Below are 22588 nucleotides of genomic sequence, written 5' to 3' on the forward strand. Positions count from 1 at the left end.
GGAGCGGCGCGCGCCGGCGGAGCCGCTGGAGATCCGACGCGGTCCGACCCTTGCTTTCATCGGCGGCCTGGCCTTCTCTCACCGTCCCGAGACCGCGCCGGAGCCGCCATGACCTCCGCCCCCATCCCGCTCGCCGTCGCCAAGGCCGACGCCCGCCGCGCCGCCTACGCCCGGCGGCGCGAGGCCCATGCGGCGCTGGGCCCCGCGCCCGCTCCGGCGACGGGCACGCTGATCCAGGCGATCCGCGACGCCCTGCCGGAAGGCGGCGCGGTCTCCGGCTTCCTGCCGATCCGGACCGAGATCGACCCCCGCCCCGCCATGGCGGCGCTGCATGCGGAGGGGGTCCGGATCTGCGTTCCGGTGGTGCGGGGGGAGGGGCTGGCGCTGGCCTTCCGCGAATGGTCCCCGGACGCGGCGCTGGAAGCGGGGCCGTTCGGCGCGCAGGTCCCCGCCGCGGGGGCCTGGCTGACGCCCGACGCGGTGATCGCCCCGCTGGTCGCCTATGACGACGCGCGCATGCGACTGGGATACGGGGGGGGCTTCTACGACCGCACGCTGGCCGCGCTGGCCGAGGCCGCGGGCGCACCGGTTCCCGCCATCGGCTTCGCCTTCTCCGCCCAGCGCAGCACCGTCCCGCTGCCGTCGGAGGCGACGGACCGGCCGCTGGACCGGGTGGTGACGGAGCTGGGCTAGCGCCTCAGGCGGGGATCGCGCAGCCCTCGGGCGCGGATTGCTGGAGCCGGCCGCCGACCCGGACCGGCCAGATCGCCTTGCACAGGCCGGTCGCGTCGTCGGTGTCCACCACCACGCCCGAAAGCGTCGCCTCGCCCAGCGCGGGCTGGAAACGGCCCTTGGCCATACCGGTGACGAAGCGGCGAATCGGCTCCTCCGCCTGCATCCCGATCACCGAATCATAGTCGCCGCACATGCCCGCATCGGTCATGTAGCCGGTGCCCTTGTTCAGCCGCACCGCGTCGGAAGTCGGCACATGGGTATGGGTGCCCACCACCAGGCTCGCCCGGCCGTCGAGGATCCGGCCCATCGACATCTTCTCCGACGTCGCCTCGGCGTGGAAATCCACGATCACCGCGTTGGCCACGGCGGGCATCGGCGCGGTCTTCAGCGCCGTGTCGAGCATCGGGACAGGGTCGTCATAGGGGCGGCTCATGAAGGCCCGGCCCAGCGCCTGCGCCACCAGAACCTTGCGGCCGCGGGTGGCGGGGAACACCTTCACCCCGGCGCCCGGCGCGGCGCGCGAGAAGTTCAGGGGGCGGATGATCCTCGGCTCGGAGGAGATGTAGGACATCATCTCCTTCTGGTCGAAGGCATGGTCGCCCAGCGTGATGCAATCGGCGCCGGCGGCGAGGATCTCGGCGGCGATGCCCCCGGTCAGCCCCATGCCGGAGGCCGAGTTCTCCGCGTTCACCACGACGAAATCCAGCGCCCAGGCCGCGCGCAGGGCGGGCAGGCGGTCGACGACCGCGGTCCGACCGGAACGGCCGACCACGTCTCCCAGGAACATGAGCCTCATGGGGCGCTCATAGCCGTTTCCGCAGCCCGGTAACAGAGGCCCGATAACGGAGGAGATGACGGAGACGCGCGGGGCGCGAAGGCGCGCCGCCCCCGCGGCTTCGCATCGCGGGGCGAGACGCTTCCCTCGGCGGTCCCGCAGGGGCATCGTGCGCCGAAACGGCAGGCGCCCCGAGCGGCGCGCCCGCCCGCCCCCGGAACCGCGATCGGAGCCAGACCACCGCGCCAGTTTCACGAGCCCCCGCGCCGCACGCCCCACGCCCCGTCCCCCTCGCGCCGCGGCGAGGCGGCCCCGAAACCGTTGCGCCGCCCGACGCCCCTGCGCTGATCATCCTTTCGCGAAACCCCGTCCGCCCCGCGCAGGCCCGCTCCCGCCCGGGCCGTCGCAAGCAGGAAAGCCCGCCGCCGCATGAACCCCGACGTCACCGCCCCACGCCCCGGCCCGTCCCCGGCGCAAGCCGCGCGCGCCGCCACGGCGCTGCTCGTGGTCGGGACCGGCTGGGGGGCGGCCACGGTCGCGGTGAAGGTCGCGGTGTCCACCGGCCACGATGTCGGCGGGCTGATGTTCTGGCATTTCGCGCTGTTCTGCCTGTTCCTCGGCGCCGCGCAGGCCATCCGGCGCCGGCCGATGCCGCTGCATCCCCGGGCGCTGGGCTTCTATGTCGGCGTCGCCGCGCTGGGCAACTTCCTGCCGGCGCTGTCGGAATTCCACGGCGCCCGCCACCTGCCCGCCGGCGTGCTGGGGCTGGTGGTCGCCATGACCCCGATCTTCGCGCTGCTGCTGGCGCTGCTGTTCCGGGTCGAGCGGCCCGAGCTGCGCCGGCTCGCCGGCGTCGGGCTGGGCGCGCTGGCCATCGTCCTGCTGCTGGGCCCCGAGGCGGCGCTGCCCGACCCGGACGCCTGGCCCTGGGTGGTGGTGCTGCTCGCCACCCCGATCTGCTACGCGGCCGAGGGCCTGTTCGTGGCCCTGCTGATGCCGCGCGACATGGACCCGGTCTCGGCGCTGCTGGGCGCTTCGCTCTGCGGGCTCGCCGTGCTGGCCCCCTGGGTGGCGCTGACGCCGGGCGCCTGGGTTCCCCTGCCCGGCCCCTTCGGCCCCGCCGAACAGGCGATGGTCGCCGGCGCCGCACTGTCCTGCCTCTGCTATCTGGGATATCTGCGCATGAACCGCGCCTTCGGACCGGTCTACGCCTCGTTGATCTCCTACCTGGTGACGCTTTCCGCCGTGCTCTGGTCAGTCGTCCTGCTGGGCGAGCGTCATTCGGGCTGGCTCTGGGCGGCGCTTGCGGCGATGATCGCCGGCATGGCGCTGGTGCAGCCGCGACGATGACCGCGCGACCGCCCCGAGCGCCCCGACACGTGACCCGCCGCATCCCGCGGCGCCGGCCGTCCGCGACCGAGCCGAGGGAGGCGAGCGCATGATACAGCTGGCCCTCGACCACCTGCCCGCCCTGGTGACCCTGGGCGTGCTGGTCGGCATGTTCACCCTGTTCTGCCTGGAGCGGTTCCCGCCCGAGGTCGTGGCCATCGGCGGCGTCGCCATCCTGATGGCCTGCGGGGTGCTGGAACCCGACGCCCTGATGGGCGCCATCGCCAATCCCGCCCCGATCACCATCGCGGCCATGTTCATCCTGTCGGGCGCGCTGGTGCGCACCGGCGCGCTGGACGCCTTCACCCGCTTCGCGCTGGAGCGGGCCGAGAAACGCCCCAAGGCGACGCTCGCCGGCTTCGCGGCCTTCACGCTCGGGGCCTCGGCCTTCATGAACAACACGCCGGTGGTGGTGGTGATGATCCCCATCGCCATGCGGCTGGCCCAGAAGATGGGCATGAGCGGGTCGCGCCTGCTGATTCCGCTGAGCTATCTGGCCATCCTCGGCGGGCTCTGCACGCTGATCGGCACCTCCACCAACCTGCTGGTCGACGGCGTCGCCCGCGGCGCGGGGATGGAGCCGTTCTCGATGTTCGAGGTCACGCCGCTGGGCATCGCCGTGGCGCTGACCGGCATCCTCTACCTGCGCATCGCCGCCCCGCATCTGCTGCCCGAGCGCCAGGCGATGGGCGACTTCCTGGGCGAGCGCAAACGCCTGTCCTTCATGACCGAGGTCGCGGTGCCGCCCGGCTCTCCGATCATCGGGCAGGAGGTGCTGAAGGTGGAGCTGTTCCGCCGCCAGGGCATGCGGGTGATCGACGTGCTGCGCGGGGATGAATCGCTCCGCCGCAACATGGCCGGCGTGGTGATGCAGGAAGGCGACCGCGTGGTCCTGCGCACCGGGGTCAACGAATTGCTCGGCCTGCGCGAGACCCGCGCCCTGCACATGGTCGACCGCCTGTCGGAGAAGAAGACCGTGACGGTGGAGGCCCTGATCGGGCCGAACTGCCGGCTGGTGGGCCGCACGCTGGGCCAGCTTCGCCTGCGCCGGCGCTACGGCGTCTATCCGCTGGCGGTGCATCGGCGGAGCCAGAACCTCGGCCGCCAGCTCGACGACATCTTCGTGCGGATCGGCGACACCCTGCTGCTGGAGGGCGACCCCGAGGACATCAAGCGCCTGGCCGAGGACGTGGGCCTGGTAGACGTGGCCCAGCCGACCGAGCGCCCCTATCGCCGCGACCGCGCCTGGATCGTGCTGTCGGTGCTGGCCGGGGTGGTCGGCCTGTCGGCGCTGAACGTGGTGCCGATCGTGGCCGCCGCGGTGATCGGGGTGGCGGTGGTGCTGTTCACCCGCTGCATCGACGCGGACGAGGCCTTCGACAGCGTCGAGGGCCGCCTGCTGGCGCTGATCTTCGCCATGCTGGGCATCGGGGCGGCGCTGGAAAGCTCGGGCGCCGTGCGGCTGGTGGTCGACGCCCTGGCGCCCTTCCTGATGAAGCTCCCGCCCGAGGCGGCGCTCTGGGTGCTGTTCCTGATGTGCTCGGCGCTGACCGAGCTGGTGTCCAACAACGCCGTCGCCGTGGTGATGACGCCCATCGCCATCGCGCTGGCGCATACGATGGGCGTGGACCCGCGGGCCTTCGTGGTGGCGGTGATGATCGCGGCGTCGGCGAGCTTCGCCACCCCCATCGGCTACCAGACCAACACGCTGGTCTACGGGCCGGGCGGCTACAAGTTCACCGATTTCCTGCGCATCGGGCTGGGCATGAACCTGATCGTGGGGATCGTCGCCTGCCTGCTGATCCCGCTGATCTGGCCGCTGTGAGGGGGACGTTCTGATGTGGCTCTGGCTGTTCGCCGTCGCCGCGCCGGCGCTGCTGGCGGTGCTGGCCTTCTGGGGCGTGACCGTTCAGGTCATGGTCCGGCGGCTGGAGCGGGCGCATCGCGACGCCTATCTGGACCTCGCCGCCCGCTCGCCCCGGCTGCCGGTGCGCATGGCCGCCTCGCGCGAGCTGCAGAAGGCGCTGGGTCGGGGCGAGCCCCTGCCCGGCTCCGCCGCCGGCGACGCGGATCTCCTCCGGCTGGGGGGGCGGGAGCGCAAGCTGCGCCTCGGCCTGGTGATCCTGACCCCGCTGACCGCGCTGGCCTTCGTCGCGCTCTGACGCGGGCCGCGCGCGCCGCGCGACTTGAGAGCGCGGCGCGCCTCCCCTATAAGCTCGCGCATTCGGGAAACTCAGAAAACTCGCGAGGCGCGTCATGGCCGGCCATTCCAAATGGGCCAACATCCAGCACCGCAAGGGGCGCCAGGACGCTGTCCGCTCCAAGCTCTTCTCCAAGCTCGCCAAGGAAATCACCGTGGCGGCGAAGATGGGCGACCCCGACCCCGACAAGAACCCCCGCCTTCGCCTCGCGGTGAAGGAGGCCAAGTCGCAGTCCGTCCCCAAGGACGTGATCACCCGGGCCATCAGCAAGGCCACCGGCGGCGACGCGGAAAGCTATGACGAGATCCGCTACGAGGGCTACGCCCCCGGCGGCGTCGCGGTGGTGGTCGAGGCGCTGACCGACAACCGCAACCGCACCGCGTCCAACGTGCGCTCGCTGTTCACCAAGCATGGCGGCAACCTGGGCGAGACCGGCTCGGTCGGCTTCATGTTCGACCGCATGGGCCAGGTGGTCTACCCCGCCTCGGTCGGGGATGCGGACACGGTCATGGAGGCCGCCATCGAGGCCGGCGCCGAGGACGTGGAATCCGACGAGGAGACCCATGTCATCCTCTGCGCCGGGACCGACCTGAACGAGGTTTCGACCGCGCTGGAGGCCGCGCTGGGCGAGGCCGATTCGACCAAGCTGATCTGGAAGCCGAACATCACCAACGACCTCGACCTCGAAGGGGCCGAGAAGGTGATGCGGTTGATCAACGCGCTCGAGGACGATGACGACGTGCAGACCGTCACCGCTAATTTCGAGATGTCGGACGAAGTGATGGAAGCGCTGGCCGGCTGACCCGCCGCCGCGCGCCCGCGCCCGTCCCGGCCCCCTTCCGGCCCCGCCGCGCGCCCCGCGGCGGGGCCGTTGCGTGTGCGGGGCGCGGTTTCGGACCGACGAACCGTTTCGATTTCGCACCCCTTCCCGCCGTTATCCGGTATCGCGGCGCAAGCCGCGCTGCTAATCCTTCCTTACAAATATGCCGGGCGCCCCGACGGCCCCGTTCAGAAAAGCCCGAGGGAGACCCCGACATGTCCGACGCCAAGCCGATCCGCATGGCCGCCACCATCATGCTGCTGCGCGAGACCCCGTCGCTGGAGGTGCTGATGGTCCGGCGCAACCAGATGATCGACTTCTTCTCGGGCGCCATGGTGTTTCCCGGCGGCAAGCTGACCGAGGAGGACGCCTCTCCCGCCTGGGCCGACCATGCGCTGGGCTGGCATGACGTGCCCGAGGACGAACGCGCCCCCCGCATCGCCGCGGTGCGCGAGACCTTCGAGGAAACCGGAATGCTGCTGGCCGAGGGCGGCAGGTCCGGCACGGCGGAGGAACGCCACGCGGTCGAGCATGGAGAAATCCCGTTCCTCGATTATGTGCGGGAGAAGGGCGTGACCCCGGACCTGGGCGGGCTGACCCGCTTCGCGCGCTGGCTGGCGCCGTCCTCGGCCCCCAAGCGCTTCGACACGTTCTTCTACATCGCCAAGGCGCCGGAGGATCAGGAGCCGGTCCATGACGGGCGCGAAACGGTGATGACCGAGTGGATCGCCCCTTCCGAGGCGCTGCGGCTGTGGGAGACGCGGGAGCGGGCGATCGTGTTCCCGACCCGGATGAACCTGCGCGCGCTGCTGGGCTCGGAGACGCTGGCGGCGGCGGCGCTGGCGGCCTCGGTGCGGGAAGGGCGGACGGTGCATCCGCAGGTGGTCGAGGTCGAGGGCGTGCGCCGCCTGCGCCTGGCGCTGGAGGACGGCTACGGCGAGGTAGACGAGGTTTTCGACCGCTGATCCCAGGCTGATCCTCCGCGGATCCCCGGCTGATCCTCGGGACCACCGGCGCGGGCGTCAGTCGCCGAACCCCTCCGAAAACCGGCCGAAGCGGTCGCGCGGAGAGGTCGGGCGACGGGCGCGGACCGGCGAGGGCTCGGGCGCCATCGCGTCGGTCAGCGCCACCCCCGCCGGCCGGATGTCATGTTCGGCCAGCATCCGCGCGGCGGCGCGCAGCGATTCCCGGCGCGTGACCCCGTCGCGGGCCAGCAGCAGCACCCGGTCGGCCCGCGCGGCCAGCAGGAAGCCGTCCGCCGCCGTCAGCAGGGGCGGCGTGTCCAGCACCACCACGTCGAACCGCCGCCGCAGGGCGGCCAGCAGCGCCGTCATCGCCGGCCCGGCCAGCAGGTCGGCGCGCCAGGCGGGGGCGGGCTCGGCCGGCAGGACCGAGAGGCCGGTGGCCGTGTCGGTCCACAGCACCTCATCCAGCGGGGCGGCGCCCTCCAGCGTCTCCAGCAGGTCCACCGCGCCCTCCAGCCCGAAGCGGGCGGCCTGGCCCGGGGCGCGGATATCGGCGTCGACCAGCGCGGTGCGCAACCCGATGCGCGCGCAGCTCTCGGCCAGCAGCGCCGCGGTTTCCGAGCGGCCTTCGCGCGGGCCCGGAGAGGTCACGGCGATCACCAACGGCGGGCGGGCGGCGGTTTCGGCGAAGCCCGCGGCGGCGGAGACGGGCGCGATCAGCCGCGCGCGCAGGCCGCGCACCGCCTCGGCCAGCGGCCCGGCGGGGCGGGCGCGGACCTGGGCGAGCAGGCCGGCCGCGGCGCCGCCATCGCCCTCGAACCCGCCGCGCCCGGCCAGTCCCGACCGCGCCGCGCCCCCGAACCGCGTCACGGCGGTGCGGGGCAGCGCGGCCAGCGCCGGGATCCGGGCCTCGGCGGCGGCGTCCTCCAGGCTGCGCAGCGCACGGTCCGAGGCCTCCGCCGCCAGTCCCGCCATGCCCGCCGCGGCCAGCCCCCCGCCCAGCGCCGCAAGCAGCGCGGCGGCGGCGGGAAGGCGTTCCGGCATCGCCGGGGGCAGGGCCGGGCCGGCGAGGCGGATATCGGACCGCTCCGGCCCCGCCTCGTCGCCCAGCGCCTCGGCGCCGGCGCCGGCCACCGCCTGCAGACGGCTCAGCGTGGCGTCGCGCAGGGCGCCCAGCGCGCGGGCCTCCCCGGCGCGGGCCAGCAGGTCGGGGTCTTCGCGGGCGCGGGTTTCGGCGGCGGCGCGCCTGTCGGCCAGCTCGGCGCGCATCGCCTCCAGCCGGTCCTGCGCCGCCCGCCATTCGCGGCGCGCCCGACCCTCGTCGGCGCGGGCGGCGGCCAGGGGCTCGCCCACCCCGCGGGTCCGATAGGCGTCGAGCGCGCTTTCATGCGCCCGCAGCCGCTGCTCGCCCTCCGCCAGCTCCGCGGCCGAGGCCGAGCGCAGCGCCGCGCGTCTCGCCTCGGCCGCGGCCTCGGCGGCGGCGAGACGGGCGGTCAGCCCCTCCAGCCGATGAGCGAGCAGCCGGGCGGCGCGTTCCTCGGCCGCGATGCGTTCGGCCAGGCGGTCGCGGGCGTAGAGATCGGCGAGGCTGTTGGCGATCAGCGCGGCGAGCCCGGGATCGGCCGCCTCGACCCGCAGCGCGACCCCCGCCCCCCCCGCCGCCGGGGCCGCCGAGACCCGGCCGACCAACCGCGCGGCGGCGCGGCCGCGCAGGGCCTCCGCCGGCTCCGGGGCGGGCGTCGGGGGCGACCAGCCCAGCGCGGCGCGGGCCGCGTCGCCGAGCCCGGCCGCCACCCGCTCCGTCGCCCCCGCCAGCGCCGCGTCGAGCCTCAGCGGATCGGCGAGGGCGGCGAATTCCTCGGTGGTTTCCAGGCGCAGCCCGTCCGAGACCCGCGCCAGCAGGGCCGGGGACAGCAGGCAACCGATCTCCGCCTCCGCCATCGCGCGGGAGGCGGGCGCCCCGCCGGCCTTCGCCTCCGCCTCGGCCGCGGGGGACGGCAGCAGGATCACGGTTTCGGCCGCGTAGCGGTCGGGGATGAGGTCGAGCGCCAGCAGGATCAGCGCCGCCACCCCGAGCCCGACCCGCAGCATCAGCCCCCGGCGTCGCCGCCACGCCGCCCGGGGGGAACGCGCGCCCCCCCGATGGCGCGCCGCGGACCGCCGCAGGCCGCCCGCGCCCATCCCCACCGCCGCCGGGCGGCGATGGCGCGCTTCGAGCGCGTCGACGGGATCCCTCGCCTTCATTCGCGGCCTCCGTTCCGGAAAGCCCGAGTTTTAGGAAACTTTGGTTAACAGGTCGTAACCCCGCCGGACCTGCGCCGCGCGCCGAGGATGTTGAGCGCCTCGACCGCCATGGAGAACCCCATCGCCGCGTAGAGATACCCGCGGGGCACGTGGAACCCGAGCCCGTCGGCGATCAGCACCAGCCCGATCATCAGCAGGAAGGCGAGCGCCAGCATGGCGACGCCGGGATGCCGCTCCACGAAGCCGGCCAGCGGCCCGGCGGCGAGGAACATGGCGGCGACGGCGACCACCATGGCGACGCTCATCACCGGCAGATGCGGGGTCATGCCGACCGCGGTGATGATCGAATCCACCGAAAACACCAGGTCCAGCGCCAGGATCTGCGCCACCGCCGCGGCGAAGCCCGGATGCGGGCGCGGCGCGGCGCCGGCGTCATGGGCGATGGCGGCGACCCGGTCGTGGATCTCGACCGTCGCCTTCCAGCACAGGAACAGGCCTCCGCCCAGCAGCAGCAGGTCCTTCCAGGAGAAATCGAGCCCGCCCAGCGCGAACAGCGGCGCGTCGAGCCGCATGATCCAGGCCGCCGCGGCCAGCAGCGCCAGCCGCAGGCCCAGCGCCAGCGTCAGCCCGATGCGCCGCGCCTGCGCCCGCCGTTCGGGCGGCAGACGGTTGGTGAGCAGCGACAGGAACAGCAGGTTGTCGACGCCCAGCGCCAGTTCCATGACGATCAGGGTCGAGAGCGCCGCCCAGGCGGCGGGATCGGCGAGCAGGGTGGAGATTTCGGACATGGGGAGCGCCCTGCGGCGTCGGAGGATGCGGGACCGGCGGGTCCGACGCGGCGCGCGTGCAGATGGCCCCGCGCCCCCCCCCGCGCCAGCCCCCCCCCCCCCCCGCCGCCGCCGCCGCCGACGCCGCCGGGATCATCGCATCCGCGTCAGCCGCCTCCGCGGGCGTGCAGGATCCGGCCGATGACGTTCAGCAGAAGCTGCGCCGCAAGCACCGAGGTCGAGCCCGTCGGGTCGTAATCCGGCGCGACCTCGACCAGGTCCAGTCCCACGATCTCATGCCGCTTCGCCGCCGCGGCGAGCAGTTCCAGCCCCTCGTAATACAGGAACCCGCCATGGCTCGGCGTGCCCGTGCCCGGCGCGATCGAGGGGTCGAAACCGTCGATGTCGATGGTCACGTAAAGCCGCGCGCCCTCGGGGATCAGGGCCAGCACGCCCTCGACCCCCAGCGCCCGCGCCTGTCGGACCGAGACGATCTTCGAGCCCATGGCCTCCGCGGCCTCGTAGCCCTCCTTCGCGGTGGAGGAGACGTTGCGGATGCCGACCTGCGTCAGCCCGGTCACCCAGGGCTTTTCGGCGGCCCGGCGCATCGGGTTGCCATGGCCGCGGGTGACGCCGTGGCGTTCGTCCACGAAATCGAGATGGGCGTCGAGCTGCAGGATGTGGATGGGCCCGTGATCCTCGAAGGCCTCGATGCAGGGGATGTTGATCGAGTGGTCCCCGCCGATCACCACCGGCAGCGCGCCGGCGGCGAGGATGCGGCGGACGTCGGTCTCGATATTGCGATGCGAACCGAGGGTGTCGGTGTGGATGATGTCGGCGTCGCCCAGATCGACGATGCGGGCGCCCTCCAGGTAGGTCACGCCGTCCTCGTGGTCATAGGCGCCGCCATGGCCGAAGGCGAAGAGGGTCGAGGCCTCGCGCACGCCGCGGGGGCCGAATCGCGCGCCGGCCCGCCACTGGGCGCCCGCGTCGAAGGGCGCCCCGAGAATGGCGACATCGGCGTCGATGGGCGCGTCGGGCGTGCGGAACGGGTATTTGCCGAAGGTGCAGATGCCGGTGAAGGGCAGATTCAGCCGCCCGGCGTCATAGGCGTTTCCAGACATGGGCGGGCGTCCTCCGGGCGGTGTCACGGTGCGCGCCCAGTGGACAGGCGGAAGCGCGCGCTGGCAACCGGGCGACGCCGCCGACGCGCGTCGAAACCGGAAACGGCCGCGCCGCCGCGCCATTCCCCGGGGCGCATGAGCGGCCCGCGCGGGGACGCCGCGCCGCCCCCCCTTTCTATTTGAAACCGCCTGCGACTATGCTGCGCTGCACAGGGGCCGGCGAACCGGCGACGCAAAAGGGCGGATCAGATGAGCATCAACGCGGCGATCACGCATCGGACCACCTATCGGTACGACAAACCGATCAGCATGGGGCCCCAGGTCGTGCGCCTGCGCCCGGCGCCGCACAGCCGGACCAAGATCCTCGCCTACAGCCAGAAGATCTCGCCCGAGCCGCATTTCATCAACTGGCAGCAGGACGCCTTCGGCAACTGGCTCGCCCGGCTGGTCTTCCCCGAGAAGGTCGACCATTTCGAGGTCTGCGTGGACCTCGTGGCCGACATGGCCGCGGTGAACCCGTTCGACTTCTTCGTCGAGGACTCGGCCAAGTCGGTGCCCTTCGAATATTCCGCCGACGACAAGAAGGACCTCGCCCCCTACCTGGAAACCGGGCCGCAGGGGCCGCTGTTCGACAAGATCCTCAAGACCCTGCCCGAGACGCAGGAGCACACGGTCGACTTCCTCGTGGCGGTCAACCAGATCGTGCAGAACGCGGTCGAATACCTCGTGCGCCTCGAACCCGGCGTGCAGGAGCCCGAGGAGACGCTGGAGATCGGCTCCGGCTCCTGCCGCGACTCCGCCTGGCTGCTGGTGCACCTGATGCGCCACCGCGGGCTCGCGGCGCGGTTCGTGTCGGGCTACCTGATCCAGCTCACCCCGGATGTGAAATCGGTGGACGGCGCCTCGGGCCCAGATGCGGATTTCACCGACCTGCACGCCTGGGCCGAGGTCTATGTGCCCGGCGCCGGGTGGATCGGGCTCGACGCCACTTCGGGTCTGCTGACCTCCGAGGGGCATATCCCGCTGGCGGCCACGCCCTCGCCCCGCTCCGCCGCGCCGATCAACGGCGGGCATGAGAAGGCGGAGGTGGAGTTCGACTTCTTCATGGAGATCCGCCGCGTCCGCGAGGAGCCGCGCGTCACCTATCCGTTCACCGACGCCGCCTGGGCCGAGATCGACGCCGCCGGCAAGCTGGTGGATGAGAAGCTGCGCGACGCCAACGTGCAGCTGACCATGGGCGGGGAGCCGACCTTCGTCGCCGAATACGACCGCGACGCGCCGGAATGGAACGAGGCCGCCGTCGGCCCGACCAAGAAGGCCTATGCCGACAAGCTGATCCGCCGCCTGCGCCAGCGCTTCGCCCCGGTGGGCGGCCTGATCCATCACGGTCAGGGCAAATGGTATCCGGGCGAGCAGCTGCCCCGCTGGGCCTTCGGGCTCTACTGGCGCAAGGACGAGGAGCCGCTCTGGTACAATCCCGAGCTGATCGCGCCCGAAACCTCGTCCGGCGCCGGCTACGCCGAGGCGCACAAGTTCACCGCCGCGCTCTGCGACGCGCTCGACGTGGACGCGGACATGATCGCCCCGGCCTACGAGGACGCGGCGCATTTCCTGCTGCGCGAGGCGGAGCTGCCGATCAATCTCGACCCCGTGGACAACAAGCTCGACGATCCGATGGAGCGTCAGCGGCTCGCCCGCGTGTTCGAGCGCGGGCTGAGCCAGCCGACCTGCGTGGTGCTGCCGATCCAGGCCCAGCAGGCGCGGGCGCGGGCCGACCGGCGGCGGTTCTTCTGGGCTTCGGAGCGGTGGAAGACCCGGCGCGGCAAGCTTTACCTGACGCCGGGCGACTCGGCGGCGGGCTACCGGCTGCCGCTGTCCTCCCTGCGCTGGCTGCTGGAGGAGGACCGCCCCTACATGCACCCGCTCGACCCCTTCGCCGCGCGGGCCCCGCTGGCCCGGCGCACGGCGATGCAGGGGCGCGGCGGCACGGGGGTGAACCCGCAGGCCGGCGCCGTCGGCCAGTGGGCGCCCGGTCACGGCCCCGGCGGCTCCCCCGCCCAGCCCGGCCACACGCCCATGCCCGTCCCCGGCGAGGTGCATCCCGAAGCCGCGATGAACACGACCTGGGAGCCCGATCCCGGCGTCGCCATCTACGCCTCCGTGGTGCGCACCGCCATCACGGTGGAGCCGCGCGACGGCGTGCTGCACATCTTCATGCCGCCCCTGCCCTCCGCCGACAGCTTCGTGGATCTGGTCGCCGCCATCGAGGAAGCCGCGGAGGCCACCGGCCTGCCCGTGCAGATGGAGGGCTATTCCCCCCCCACCGATCACCGCATGCAGAAGATCATGGTCACCCCCGACCCCGGCGTGGTCGAGGTCAACGTCCAGCCGGCCGAAAGCTGGGAGGAGCTGGTCGCGATCTCCGAAGGGCTCTACGAGGACGCGCGCCACTGCCATCTCGCCACCACCAAGTTCCTCTATGACGGGCGGCAGGCGGGCTCGGGCGGCGGCAACCACATCGTGGTCGGGGGCGAGAGCCCCGATGTCTCGCCCTTCCTGCGCCGGCCGGACCTGCTCGCCTCCATCGTGCGCTACTGGCAGGTGCATCCGGCGCTGTCCTTCCTGTTCTCGGGCCAGTTCATCGGCCCGACCTCCCAGGCGCCGCGCATGGACGAGGCCCGCGACGACATCCTCTACGAGATGGAGATCGCGCTGGAGCAGGCCCCCAAGCCCGGCTGGGACATGCCGCTGTGGCTGGTGGACCGGATCTTCCGCAACCTGCTGACCGACCTGTCGGGCAACACCCACCGGGCCGAGATCTGCATCGACAAGCTCTATTCCCCCGACGGCCCCACCGGCCGCCTGGGGCTGGTGGAGTTCCGCGCCTTCGAGATGCCGCCGCATCCGCGCATGGCGCTGGCGCAGTCCCTGATCCTGCGCGCCCTGATCGCCTGGTTCTGGCAGAAGCCCTATGAACGCCCCCTGCGCCGCTGGGGCGCCGCGCTGCATGACCGCTTCATGCTGCCCCATTACGTCTGGGAGGACTTCCTGGAGGTGCTCGCCGACATCGAGGGGTTCCTCGGCGTGCGCATGGACCCCGAATGGTTCCGCGCGCAGTTCGAGTTCCGCTTCCCGCTCGCCGGCGACGTCAAGCACCAGGGCGTGACGATGGAGCTGCGCTCGGCCATCGAGCCCTGGCATGTGCTGGGCGAGACCGGGGCCATCGGCGGCACCGTGCGCTACGTCGACAGCTCGCTGGAGCGGTTGCAGGTGCGGGTGGAGGGCGATCTGGCCGACCGCTACGTGGTGTCGTGCAACGGCTGGGAGATGCCGCTGCGCGAGACCGGCCGCAAGGACGAGAAGGTGGCGGGCCTGCGCTACCGCGCCTGGCAGCCGGCGGAGTCGCTGCACCCGACCATCGGGGTGCACACGCCGCTGGTCTTCGACCTGTGGGACAGCTTCTCCGACCGCTCGGTCGGGGGCTGCGTGCTGCACTCGGCGCATCCGGGCGGGCGGGCCTTCGACACCCAGCCGATCAACGACCTGGAGGCCGAGGGCCGGCGCCTGTCGCGGTTCGAGACCATCGGCCATACGCCGGGCCGGATGCGTCCGCTGTCCCCGCGGATCAGCCCCGACCAGCCGCTGACCCTGGACCTGCGCCGCCAGCGCTGAGCCTCCGCGACCCCCGATCTCAAGGCGCCCGGACCCGTTCCGGGCGCCTTTTTCATGGGGCCGGCGCCCGAAACCCGCGGCCCGGCGCCGCGGGCGCGCGGCCTTCCCCGGCGTCGGCGCCGTTTCCCTTCGCGCTCCGATCCGGCCGCCGGAAGCCGCTTCGCCTCGCTGATGATCGCGAAACGCAACGAAATCCACGCGCCGCAGCGGTTTCCCGCGGCCCCCGCGCCGAAACGTCCCGCGCCCCGCGCCCCATGGCGCGCGACGTCAGGCGAAAGCCCGGTCGCGCTCGAACGACCCGCAGCCTTGGCAACCCGCCCCCCCGCCGTCATACTTCGCGCGCCGCGCAACCGGCGACCGCGCTGCGCGGCCGCCGCGATGTCGGCCGCATGCGCGTTTGAAACGCCGCGCGACTCAAGGACTTCGCCAGCGTCTCAAGGACTTCGAAGGAGCTTCATGCCCGCCGTCGCCCGTCTCGAAGAAGATCTTCGGGACCTGTTCGCCCATTATTCGGCCCATCGCACCGACCGCGCTCATGACGAGGCGCTGGACGGCGAAGGAGGCTTGCGCCCGCATTGGCGCGGCCTGATGGACTGGGCGCGCCGCGCCGGCCCCGACGGCTATGAGGCGGTGGTCGGCGAAACCCGACGCCTGCGGCTGGAATCCGGCGTCGCTTTCGACCCGACCGGCGGCGCCGATGTCGCCGCGGCGGCGGCCGACGCCTTCCCGGTGGTGATCTCGCCCGAGGAATGGGCCGGGATCTCCGCCGGCGTCATGCAGCGCGCCCGGCTGATCGAGGCCGCGCTGGCCGACCTCTACGGCCCCCGGACCGCGTTGAAGGAGGGGATGCTTCCCCCCGGCATGGCCTTCGGCAACCCCGATTTCGCGCTGTGGCGCACCGGCTGGCCGGAACAGGACGCGCCCTGGCTGACGCTCTACGAAATGGATCTGGCCCGCGGCGCCGACGGGCGCTGGATGGTGCTGGCCGACCGGGTCGACGCGCCGCTGGGCGACGGCTGGATGGTCGCCAACCGCGTGGCCTCGTCGCAGAGCTTCGCCGAGCCGTTCCTCTCGGGCGGCATCCGGCGCATCGCGGGGCATTACCAGGGGCTCCAGCAACTGCTGGAGGAGGCCACCGGGCTCGACGGCCGGCTGGCGCTGATGTCCGGGGGGGCGCGCGATCCGCGCTATTTCTCCCACGCCTATTTCGCCCGCTACATGGGCGCCGCCCTGATCGAGCCCGCCGACGTGACGGTGCGCGAGGGCGGGGCCTTCGTGAAGACGGTCGAGGGGCTCAAGCCCCTGTCGGTGCTGCTGCGCGGCGTGCATTCGCATCACCTGGAGGCGCTGTTCCAGCCCGCCACCGCCACGGTCGGCGCCCCGGCGCTGTCGCTGGCCCAGCGGGCCGGTCGGCTGCGGCTGGCGAACGGGCTGGGCGCCTCGGCCTTCGCCTACCGGGCCATGGCGCCCTTCGCCCATGCGCTCAGCCAGTTCTTCCTGGACGAGGACCTGCGCATCGCCGATGCGCCCTGCCTGTGGATGGGCGACCCCGCGGCGCGCGAACAGGCGATGGACGAGCCCGAACTGTGGCGGCTGGAGCGGATCAGCCGCGGTCCCCTGCAGAACCGCGACGCGCCGACCCTGATCCAGAGCGACCGCGACGCGCTGGCCGGCTTCCTGCGCCGGCACGGGGAACGGCTGGCCGCCGTCGCCACGCCGCCGCTGTCCACCACGCCGGCCTGGCGATCCGGCGCGCTGGCCCCGCGGCAATGGATGATGCGGGTCTTCGCCAGCCTCACGCCGGGCGGCTGGTCCGTCGCCCCCGGCGGCGTCGCCACGCTGGTCGAACCCGGCTGCGCCCCGCCGCCGCTGGGTTTCGGCAAGGATGTCTGGATCCCCGCCCGCACCGCCGAGGAGGCCCGCCCGGCCCCGACGCTGGAGCGCAGGCTCGCCCGCACCCACCTGCGGCGCACCGGCGGCGATCTCCTGTCCCGGGTGGCCGACGACCTGTTCTGGCTGGGCCGCACCGCGGAGCGCGCCGACGTCACCCTGCGCGCGCTGCGCGGCGTGATCGACCGCATGGTCTCGGGGCAGGAGGAGGACGACAGCCCCGAAGTGCTCGCCGCCATCCTCGAAATCCAGGCCGGCCCCAACGACAACCGCGCCGGCATGGCCCGCGTCCGCGACGCCATCGCCCGGCTGACCAGCGATCACCATGAACCGATGGGCCTCGCGCCCCTGCTGGGCGCCCTGCGCCGCACCGGACAGCGGGCCCGGCCCTATCTGTCGGAGGAAAGCTGGCGCTCCATCGACCGGCTGACCACCGACACCGGCTGGCGGTCGCCGCCGCCGCCGCAGAACGCCTCGGCCCTGCTGCGGCTGATCGACGAAAGCCTGCTGGCGCTCGCCGCCTTCGCCGGCACCACGCAGGAGAACCTGACCCGCAACCATGTCTGGCGCTTCCTGGAGCTGGGCCGATCGATCGAGCGGGGCCTGTCCTTCGCCCGCGCCGCCGAGGCGCTGGCCGGCCGCCGCAACGAGCCCGACGAAAGCTGGCTGCGCGCCTGGCTGACCCTGCTCGACAGCCGCACCGCCTACCGGACCCGCTACATGACCGTGCCCGCCCCCGCGCCCTGCATGGACCTGCTGGTGCTGGACGAACACAACCCGCGGTCGCTGGTCTATCAGCTCATGCGGATCGAGGAGGCGCTCAACAACCTGCCCAATCCCGGCCCGCGCCGGTCCCGCGAATTGCGGCTGGCGATGCGGGTGCTGATGGACGTGCGGCTCGCCGATCCCGAGCAGTTGGCCGAGGAGGACGAGGACGGCCGCCGTCCCGCGCTCAGCGCCCTGATCGTCGACGTCCGCGCCGCGCTGGCGGAGCTGTCGGACGAACTGGCGCGGTCCTTCTTCGCCCATACCCAGGCCCCCAGCCGGGTGGGCCTGCGCGGGAGGCTGGAGGGATGAGCACGCTGCGCATCCTGCATTCCACCCGCTACGCCTACGGCGCGCCGGCGGCGTTTTCGCAGCACCTGCTGCGCCTGACCCCGCCGTCCAACGCCGAGCAGACCGTGCTGGAGGCGGAGGTCACCGTCTCCCCCCACCCGCAGGAGCGGGCGGGCTATACGGACGCCTTCGGCAACGCGCTGGAGACCGCGACCGTCACCGAGCCCCACGAGACGCTGGAGATCACCCTGCGCTGCGTGGTCGAGCGGCTGGAGCGCGAGGAGCCGATGCTGGGCGCCTCGACCCCGTGGGAGCAGGCGGCGCGCATGGCCATGGCGCCGGCGGGGCTGGAGGCGGCGCTCTACGCCTATCCGACGCCGCTGACCGACGCCGACGCGGAGATCGAGGCCTATGCCCGCGAAAGCTTCGAGCCCGGGCGCCCGGTGCTGGAGGCGGCGCGGGAGCTTTGCGCGCGCATCCACAAGGATTTCAAGTATCTCCCCGGCTCGACCACCGCCGAAACGCCGGCCGGCGCCAGTTTCGCGGCGCGCGAAGGCGTCTGCCAGGACTTCGCCCATGTGATGCTGGCCGCGATGCGGGCGCTGCGCCTGCCCTGCGCCTATGTCTCGGGCTACCTGCGCACCCTGCCCCCGCCGGGACGGGCGCGGCTGGTGGGCGCGGACGCGACCCATGCCTGGGCCTCGGTCTGGGACCCGTCGGTGGGCTGGGTGCAGTTCGACCCGACCAACGACATGCAGCCCGGCGCGGATCACGTCATGTCCGCCATGGGCCGCGACTACGCCGATTGCGCGCCGGTGACCGGGCTGGTGGTCGGCTCGGGCGGGCAGATGCTGTCGGTCTCGGTGGACGTGGCCTCGCTGGAGGAACTGGAGGCCGAGCGCGACGCCGCCCTGATCCCCGACCCCGCGGACGCGGCGCCCGCCCCCCCTGCGCCGCCGTTGCAGCCGGCGCCGATCGCGTCCTCTCCGGCGCCCGAGACCCCGCCGGTCAACGATCCGGCCACGGGCGCCGCGGCACGGGCCGCGCAGGCGACGCTGCATGGGCTGAGCCAGGACGACACGCCCCCCGACGACGACGTGTGAGACGGGGTTGCGGGCGCGGGCGGACGCGCCGGCTCAGTCCAGCGCGCGCCGGAAGGTGAAGCTGGTGGGCCGGTCATAGCCCGCATGGGCGCTTTCCCCGACGGTCTCGAACCCCATCCGCGCGAAGGCCCGATGGTTGCCGGTCAGCTCCACCCGCGTCTCCAGCTCCAGCGCGGGCAGGCCGCGGCCGCGGGCCAGCGCCTCGGCCGCGGCCATCAGCGCGGCGCCGATCCGCTCGCCCTGCCGGGCCGGCTCCACCGCCAGTTTCCCGATATGCAGCGCGTTCCCCCGGTCCGCGGCGAACAGGCATCCGACCAGCCCGCCGGCCGCGTCATGGGCGAGCAGCAGCGCCTCCGCCCCCGCCTTGTCGCGCAGGGCGGCGGCGTCCATGCGGGTCAGCGACGACGGCGGGTCCACCCGCCCCTCCATATAGGCGAAGGCCCGGCGGAGGAGCGCGAGCAGCGCCTCCCATTCCGCGAAATCCGGAGGCGCGGGGGCGACGGCGAGGCCGGGGGGCGTGTCGGTCATGGGGGCTCGGGCGTTGCGTGACGGGCCGCCGCGGGACCGCGCTTTCGCTTGATCCGCGGCGCGGGGACGGGTCCTCTATGCCGCGCGGCGCGGGGCGCCGGCAAGCCGGAGCAACCGGCGCGAAGGCGAAGGAGAATCGCATGGCGGAACTGGATCACCTGGTCGTGGGCTGCCTGTCGCTGGCCGAATGGAGGCCGCGGCTGGAGGAGACGTTCGGCGTGAAGGCCCAGGGCGGCGGCGCGCATGCGGGACTGGGCACGCATAACGCGCTCTGGGGCCTGGCGCGGCCGGGCGGCGGGCGCTGCTACCTGGAGCTGATCGCCCCCGATCCGGGCCAGGACTGGCCGGCGGAGGGGCCGACGCCCTTCGGCCTCGGCCTGCCCGCGACGCAGGCGCGGCTGACGGACGGACCCCGGCTGCTGACCTGGGTGACGCGCGACCCGGACGCGGCGGCGTTGCTCGCCCGCGGGCCGGCGGCGATGGGCCCCCTGCGCCCGATGCGGCGCGGAGACCTGGAATGGCGGCTGGCCTCGCCGGCCGACGGCGTGCCGCTGATGGGCGGCGCCCTGCCCTTCGTGATCGAATGGCCGGAGGGGCCCACGCCCTCCGACACGCTGGCCGGCTCGGGCCTGACCCTGACCGGTTTCGCCCGCCGCCCCGACCCGGAGGCCGACGCGGCGCTGGAGGCCATGGGTCTGGCCGCGCTGGCGCCCGAGGGCGAGACCGGCGGCGGCGCCCTTCGCGCCGAGATCGAAGGCCCCGGCGGGATCGTGGCGCTGAACTGAGCCGCGGATCGGCCCCCCGCCCCAGGCCGGGGAGGCGCCCCGCCGAGCCCCTAGGCGGGGATCCGCCCGGCGATGCGGGCGATGGCGTCGGTGATCCGCGGGATCAGGCCGGCGGGAATGTTGTGGCCCATGCCAGGGATCTCCAGCATCTCCGCGCCGGGGACCGAGGCGGCGGTGTCGCGCCCCCCCTCCACCCGCACCAGCGGGTCGTCGGTCCCGTGGATCACCAGGAAGGGCAGGTCCACGCCGCCCAGCGCCGCGCGACGGTCCGGGGTGGCGAGGATGGCGCCGTATTGGCGCGCGAAACCGGCGGGACGATAGGCGCGCTCCACATCCGCCACGGCGCGGGCGCGGATCAGGGCCTCGTCCTCCGGCCAGCCGGGGCTGCCGATGACGCCGGCGGAGACCACGGACTGCGCCAGATAGGCCTCGCGATCCTCGAACGGATCGATCCGCGGACCGGTCAGCACCGCCATCGCCTCCGGCGTCGCCTGGGGCAGATCGCCATGGCCGGTCGTCGACATGATCGAGGTGACCGAGCGCAGCTTGTCCGCGTGATGGATCGCCATCAACTGCACGATCATCCCGCCCATGGACGAGCCCACCACATGGGTCGGCCCCAGCCCCAGCGCCTCGATCAGCCCCGCCGCGTCGTCGGCCATGTCGACCAGCGTGTAGGGGGCGGAGGGCGTGCGGCCGGCCATCCGCTCCGCCACCAGGGCCTTGAAGTCGGGGATCCCGGCCGCGTCGAAGCCCTGCGACAGGCCGATGTCGCGGTTGTCCATCCGGATCACCCGGAAGCCCCTGTCGGCCAGCGCCGCGCAGAAGGCGTCCGAGTAGCGGGTCATCTGCATGCCCACCCCGGAAATCAGAAGAAGCGGTTCGCCGCCGGCGGGCCCCGTTTCGTCATGGAAAATCTCGATGCCGTTGGCCTGGATGCTGGGCATGGGTCGTCCTCTCCTCCCCCGCGGCCCGGTTCGCCGGGCCATCGCGTCGGTGGTAATGTCAAACAGGCGGCCAAGGAAGCCCCTTGGCTCATTTTTATCCGGATGAAAATTTTCCGCTATGCCGACATGGCGCCGCCCCCGCGGACCTGGCGACGGACCCGGACCGGCGCGCGGCCCTGTTCGGGCGCGGCGAAACCCGATATTCGGAACCGAGCTATGGCGACGGCCGCAGAGCCGCGCCCCAAGGGAGGAAGACCGAACATGAGCGAATCCAAGAGCCCCGCGCCCAAGAGCCCGGCCATCGACCTGACCGGCAAGGTCGCCATCGTCACCGGCGCCGCCTCGGGCATCGGACGGGCGACCTCGAAGCTCTACGCGGCCGCCGGCGCCGCGGTGGTCTGCTGCGACAAGGCCGAGACGGTGGCCGAGACCGAGGCCGAGATCCGCGCCGCCGGCGGCCGCGCCGTGTCGATGACCATGGACGCGGGCGCGGAGGCCGACGTGGCCGCCGCGGTGGCGCTGGCGACGGACAGCTTCGGCGGGCTCGACATCTTCTACGCCAATGCCGGCATCTCCAATTTCGGCGGGCCGACGGATTTCTTCGACCACACGCCCGAGCAGTGGTCCGAGATCCTGCGCATCAACCTGATCGGCCCGTTCCTGGCCATCAAGCACGCGGTTCCGGCGATGGAGGCGCGGGGCGGCGGCGCGATCGTGGCCACGGCCTCGGTGGCGGGGCTGCGGGCCAATGCGGGGCCGACGCCCTATTCGGCCTCCAAGGCCGGGGTGATCAACCTGGTGCAGACCGCGGCGCAGGAGCTGATCGGCAAGAACATCCGCATCAACGCCATCTGCCCCGGCCTGATCGAGACCGGCATGACCCGCTACGCCTATGACTACGCCCGCGCCAAGGGTCGGGAGGACAAGATCGGCCAGCTCAACCCGATGAAGCGCGGCGGCGAGCCCGAGGAGATCGCGGGGATGGCGCTGTTCCTGGTCTCGGACCTGGCGAGCTACGTCAACGGCCAGGCGATGGCGGTGGACGGGGGGCTGAGCTCGACCCATCCCTTCGTTCCCGGCGGGCGGCCGACGGCGGCGATGCGCAAGGCCTCGGCCGGCGACCTGGACACGATGAAGGCGGCCCGCCCGGCGGAGTGAGGACGCGCGCGCGCCCGTCCCCGCCGGGGAGGGGCGCGCGCTCAGGCTTCGGCGGCTTCGAACTGGTCGAAGGCGTCCAGCGCCTTGGCCCCGTACATCAGCGACGGCCCGCCGCCCATGTAGAGACACATGGCCACCGTCTCGGCGATCTGCTCGCGGGTCGCGTCATGGCGGCGGGCGGCGCGGACATGAAAGCCGATGCAGCCGTCGCAATGGGCGGATATGCCGATGGCGAGCGCGATCAGTTCCTTGGTCATCGGGTCGATCGCGCCGGGCTGGGTCGCGGCCCGGGCGAGCTGGGCGAAGCCCTGCTGGGCGCCGGGCTGGGCCTCGCGGAACTTGGCGAGCTGGCGGTTGGTGTCGTTGAGGAAGGCGGGCCAGTCCATGAGTCGGTATCTCGCATTCGAATATGATTGATCCGCGGCACGA

At 73.1% G+C, this 22588-nt stretch carries 18 protein-coding genes; 11 read left to right on the forward strand and 7 right to left on the reverse strand.

What is annotated here, in order from left to right; genetic code table 11:
- Window positions 1-108: 108 nt before the first annotated feature.
- Window positions 109-693: a 5-formyltetrahydrofolate cyclo-ligase gene (locus BLV24_RS09635; RefSeq protein WP_092681106.1), complete on the forward strand. Its 585-nt coding sequence runs from the start codon at window positions 109-111 to the stop codon at window positions 691-693.
- Window positions 694-697: 4 nt separating this feature from the next.
- Here BLV24_RS09635 and BLV24_RS09640 read toward each other — a convergent pair whose 3' ends face one another.
- Entirely contained in the window at window positions 698-1531 is an 834-nt protein-coding gene (locus tag BLV24_RS09640; RefSeq protein WP_092681108.1) for a TIGR00282 family metallophosphoesterase, read from the reverse strand.
- Window positions 1532-1939: 408 nt separating this feature from the next.
- Here BLV24_RS09640 and BLV24_RS09645 point away from each other — a divergent pair, with 408 nt between their 5' ends.
- From BLV24_RS09645 to BLV24_RS09665, 5 genes are all read left to right on the forward strand, one after another.
- Window positions 1940-2860 carry a DMT family transporter gene (locus tag BLV24_RS09645; protein WP_092681111.1) on the forward strand — a complete coding sequence of 307 codons (921 nt, stop codon included), beginning with the start codon at window positions 1940-1942 and terminating at the stop codon, window positions 2858-2860.
- Window positions 2861-2948: 88 nt separating this feature from the next.
- Window positions 2949-4724, forward strand: a complete 1776-nt coding sequence (locus BLV24_RS09650) for an SLC13 family permease (protein WP_092681113.1) — start codon at window positions 2949-2951, stop codon at window positions 4722-4724.
- Window positions 4725-4737: 13 nt separating this feature from the next.
- Complete coding sequence (locus tag BLV24_RS09655) at window positions 4738-5061, forward strand: hypothetical protein (protein WP_092681115.1); 324 nt, start codon at window positions 4738-4740, stop codon at window positions 5059-5061.
- 94 nt (window positions 5062-5155) lie between these two features.
- On the forward strand, window positions 5156-5902 hold the full coding sequence (locus BLV24_RS09660; protein WP_092681117.1) for a YebC/PmpR family DNA-binding transcriptional regulator: 747 nt from the start codon (window positions 5156-5158) through the stop codon (window positions 5900-5902).
- 233 nt (window positions 5903-6135) lie between these two features.
- Window positions 6136-6885 carry an NUDIX hydrolase gene (locus BLV24_RS09665; protein ID WP_092681119.1) on the forward strand — a complete coding sequence of 250 codons (750 nt, stop codon included), beginning with the start codon at window positions 6136-6138 and terminating at the stop codon, window positions 6883-6885.
- 57 nt (window positions 6886-6942) lie between these two features.
- Here the strand turns inward: BLV24_RS09665 and BLV24_RS09670 are convergent, their stop codons facing one another.
- From BLV24_RS09670 to speB, 3 genes are all read right to left on the reverse strand, one after another.
- Window positions 6943-9129 carry a CpsD/CapB family tyrosine-protein kinase gene (locus tag BLV24_RS09670; RefSeq protein ID WP_092681121.1) on the reverse strand — a complete coding sequence of 729 codons (2187 nt, stop codon included), beginning with the start codon at window positions 9127-9129 and terminating at the stop codon, window positions 6943-6945.
- A gap of 44 nt (window positions 9130-9173) precedes the next feature.
- Window positions 9174-9917, reverse strand: coding sequence for a TerC family protein (locus BLV24_RS09675; RefSeq protein WP_092681123.1), 744 nt, complete (start codon window positions 9915-9917; stop codon window positions 9174-9176).
- 146 nt (window positions 9918-10063) lie between these two features.
- Window positions 10064-11020, reverse strand: coding sequence for an agmatinase (gene speB / locus BLV24_RS09680; protein WP_092681125.1), 957 nt, complete (start codon window positions 11018-11020; stop codon window positions 10064-10066).
- Between the two features lie 249 nt (window positions 11021-11269).
- Here speB and BLV24_RS09685 point away from each other — a divergent pair, with 249 nt between their 5' ends.
- The 3 genes from BLV24_RS09685 (at window position 11270) to BLV24_RS09695 (ending at window position 18741) form a co-directional block, all read left to right on the forward strand.
- Window positions 11270-14692, forward strand: coding sequence for a transglutaminase family protein (locus tag BLV24_RS09685; protein ID WP_092681127.1), 3423 nt, complete (start codon window positions 11270-11272; stop codon window positions 14690-14692).
- Window positions 14693-15148: 456 nt separating this feature from the next.
- Window positions 15149-17659 (forward strand): circularly permuted type 2 ATP-grasp protein, encoded by a 2511-nt coding sequence (locus BLV24_RS09690; protein WP_176954697.1) that lies wholly within the window; start codon window positions 15149-15151, stop codon window positions 17657-17659.
- On the forward strand, window positions 17656-18741 hold the full coding sequence (locus tag BLV24_RS09695; RefSeq protein ID WP_092681131.1) for a transglutaminase family protein: 1086 nt from the start codon (window positions 17656-17658) through the stop codon (window positions 18739-18741). The genes BLV24_RS09690 and BLV24_RS09695 overlap by 4 nt, the downstream gene beginning before the upstream one ends.
- 33 nt (window positions 18742-18774) lie before the next feature.
- On the opposite strand, the gene BLV24_RS09700 is transcribed toward BLV24_RS09695, so the two are convergent.
- Window positions 18775-19269 carry a GNAT family N-acetyltransferase gene (locus BLV24_RS09700; protein WP_092681133.1) on the reverse strand — a complete coding sequence of 165 codons (495 nt, stop codon included), beginning with the start codon at window positions 19267-19269 and terminating at the stop codon, window positions 18775-18777.
- 140 nt (window positions 19270-19409) lie between these two features.
- On the opposite strand from BLV24_RS09700, the gene BLV24_RS09705 reads away from it, so the two are divergent.
- Complete coding sequence (locus BLV24_RS09705; protein ID WP_176954698.1) at window positions 19410-20054, forward strand: VOC family protein; 645 nt, start codon at window positions 19410-19412, stop codon at window positions 20052-20054.
- 50 nt (window positions 20055-20104) lie between these two features.
- On the opposite strand, the gene BLV24_RS09710 is transcribed toward BLV24_RS09705, so the two are convergent.
- Window positions 20105-21001: an alpha/beta fold hydrolase gene (locus BLV24_RS09710; protein ID WP_092681137.1), complete on the reverse strand. Its 897-nt coding sequence runs from the start codon at window positions 20999-21001 to the stop codon at window positions 20105-20107.
- Window positions 21002-21262: 261 nt separating this feature from the next.
- On the opposite strand from BLV24_RS09710, the gene BLV24_RS09715 reads away from it, so the two are divergent.
- Window positions 21263-22159 carry an SDR family NAD(P)-dependent oxidoreductase gene (locus BLV24_RS09715; RefSeq protein ID WP_092681139.1) on the forward strand — a complete coding sequence of 299 codons (897 nt, stop codon included), beginning with the start codon at window positions 21263-21265 and terminating at the stop codon, window positions 22157-22159.
- Between the two features lie 41 nt (window positions 22160-22200).
- On the opposite strand, the gene BLV24_RS09720 is transcribed toward BLV24_RS09715, so the two are convergent.
- The gene (locus BLV24_RS09720; RefSeq protein WP_092681142.1) at window positions 22201-22545 is read right to left on the reverse strand and encodes a carboxymuconolactone decarboxylase family protein; all 345 of its coding nucleotides are present in this window, start codon (window positions 22543-22545) and stop codon (window positions 22201-22203) included.
- Window positions 22546-22588 lie beyond the last annotated feature (43 nt).

Origin of the sequence: Albimonas donghaensis, from assembly GCF_900106695.1 — a bacterium.
GTDB classification, from domain to species: domain Bacteria; phylum Pseudomonadota; class Alphaproteobacteria; order Rhodobacterales; family Rhodobacteraceae; genus Albimonas; species Albimonas donghaensis.

Coding starts and splice junctions, on each gene's coding strand:
- BLV24_RS09720 (WP_092681142.1), bottom strand. CDS start 22,545: ATGGACTGGCCCGCCTTCCTCAACGACACCAACCGCCAGCTCGCCAAG.
- BLV24_RS09700 (WP_092681133.1), bottom strand. CDS start 19,269: ATGACCGACACGCCCCCCGGCCTCGCCGTCGCCCCCGCGCCTCCGGAT.
- BLV24_RS09690 (WP_176954697.1), top strand. CDS start 15,149: ATGCCCGCCGTCGCCCGTCTCGAAGAAGATCTTCGGGACCTGTTCGCC.
- BLV24_RS09635 (WP_092681106.1), top strand. CDS start 109: ATGACCTCCGCCCCCATCCCGCTCGCCGTCGCCAAGGCCGACGCCCGC.
- BLV24_RS09715 (WP_092681139.1), top strand. CDS start 21,263: ATGAGCGAATCCAAGAGCCCCGCGCCCAAGAGCCCGGCCATCGACCTG.
- BLV24_RS09650 (WP_092681113.1), top strand. CDS start 2,949: ATGATACAGCTGGCCCTCGACCACCTGCCCGCCCTGGTGACCCTGGGC.
- BLV24_RS09705 (WP_176954698.1), top strand. CDS start 19,410: ATGGCGGAACTGGATCACCTGGTCGTGGGCTGCCTGTCGCTGGCCGAA.
- BLV24_RS09695 (WP_092681131.1), top strand. CDS start 17,656: ATGAGCACGCTGCGCATCCTGCATTCCACCCGCTACGCCTACGGCGCG.
- BLV24_RS09655 (WP_092681115.1), top strand. CDS start 4,738: ATGTGGCTCTGGCTGTTCGCCGTCGCCGCGCCGGCGCTGCTGGCGGTG.
- BLV24_RS09660 (WP_092681117.1), top strand. CDS start 5,156: ATGGCCGGCCATTCCAAATGGGCCAACATCCAGCACCGCAAGGGGCGC.
- BLV24_RS09675 (WP_092681123.1), bottom strand. CDS start 9,917: ATGTCCGAAATCTCCACCCTGCTCGCCGATCCCGCCGCCTGGGCGGCG.
- BLV24_RS09710 (WP_092681137.1), bottom strand. CDS start 21,001: ATGCCCAGCATCCAGGCCAACGGCATCGAGATTTTCCATGACGAAACG.
- BLV24_RS09640 (WP_092681108.1), bottom strand. CDS start 1,531: ATGAGGCTCATGTTCCTGGGAGACGTGGTCGGCCGTTCCGGTCGGACC.
- BLV24_RS09645 (WP_092681111.1), top strand. CDS start 1,940: ATGAACCCCGACGTCACCGCCCCACGCCCCGGCCCGTCCCCGGCGCAA.
- BLV24_RS09685 (WP_092681127.1), top strand. CDS start 11,270: ATGAGCATCAACGCGGCGATCACGCATCGGACCACCTATCGGTACGAC.
- BLV24_RS09665 (WP_092681119.1), top strand. CDS start 6,136: ATGTCCGACGCCAAGCCGATCCGCATGGCCGCCACCATCATGCTGCTG.
- BLV24_RS09670 (WP_092681121.1), bottom strand. CDS start 9,129: ATGAAGGCGAGGGATCCCGTCGACGCGCTCGAAGCGCGCCATCGCCGC.
- speB (WP_092681125.1), bottom strand. CDS start 11,020: ATGTCTGGAAACGCCTATGACGCCGGGCGGCTGAATCTGCCCTTCACC.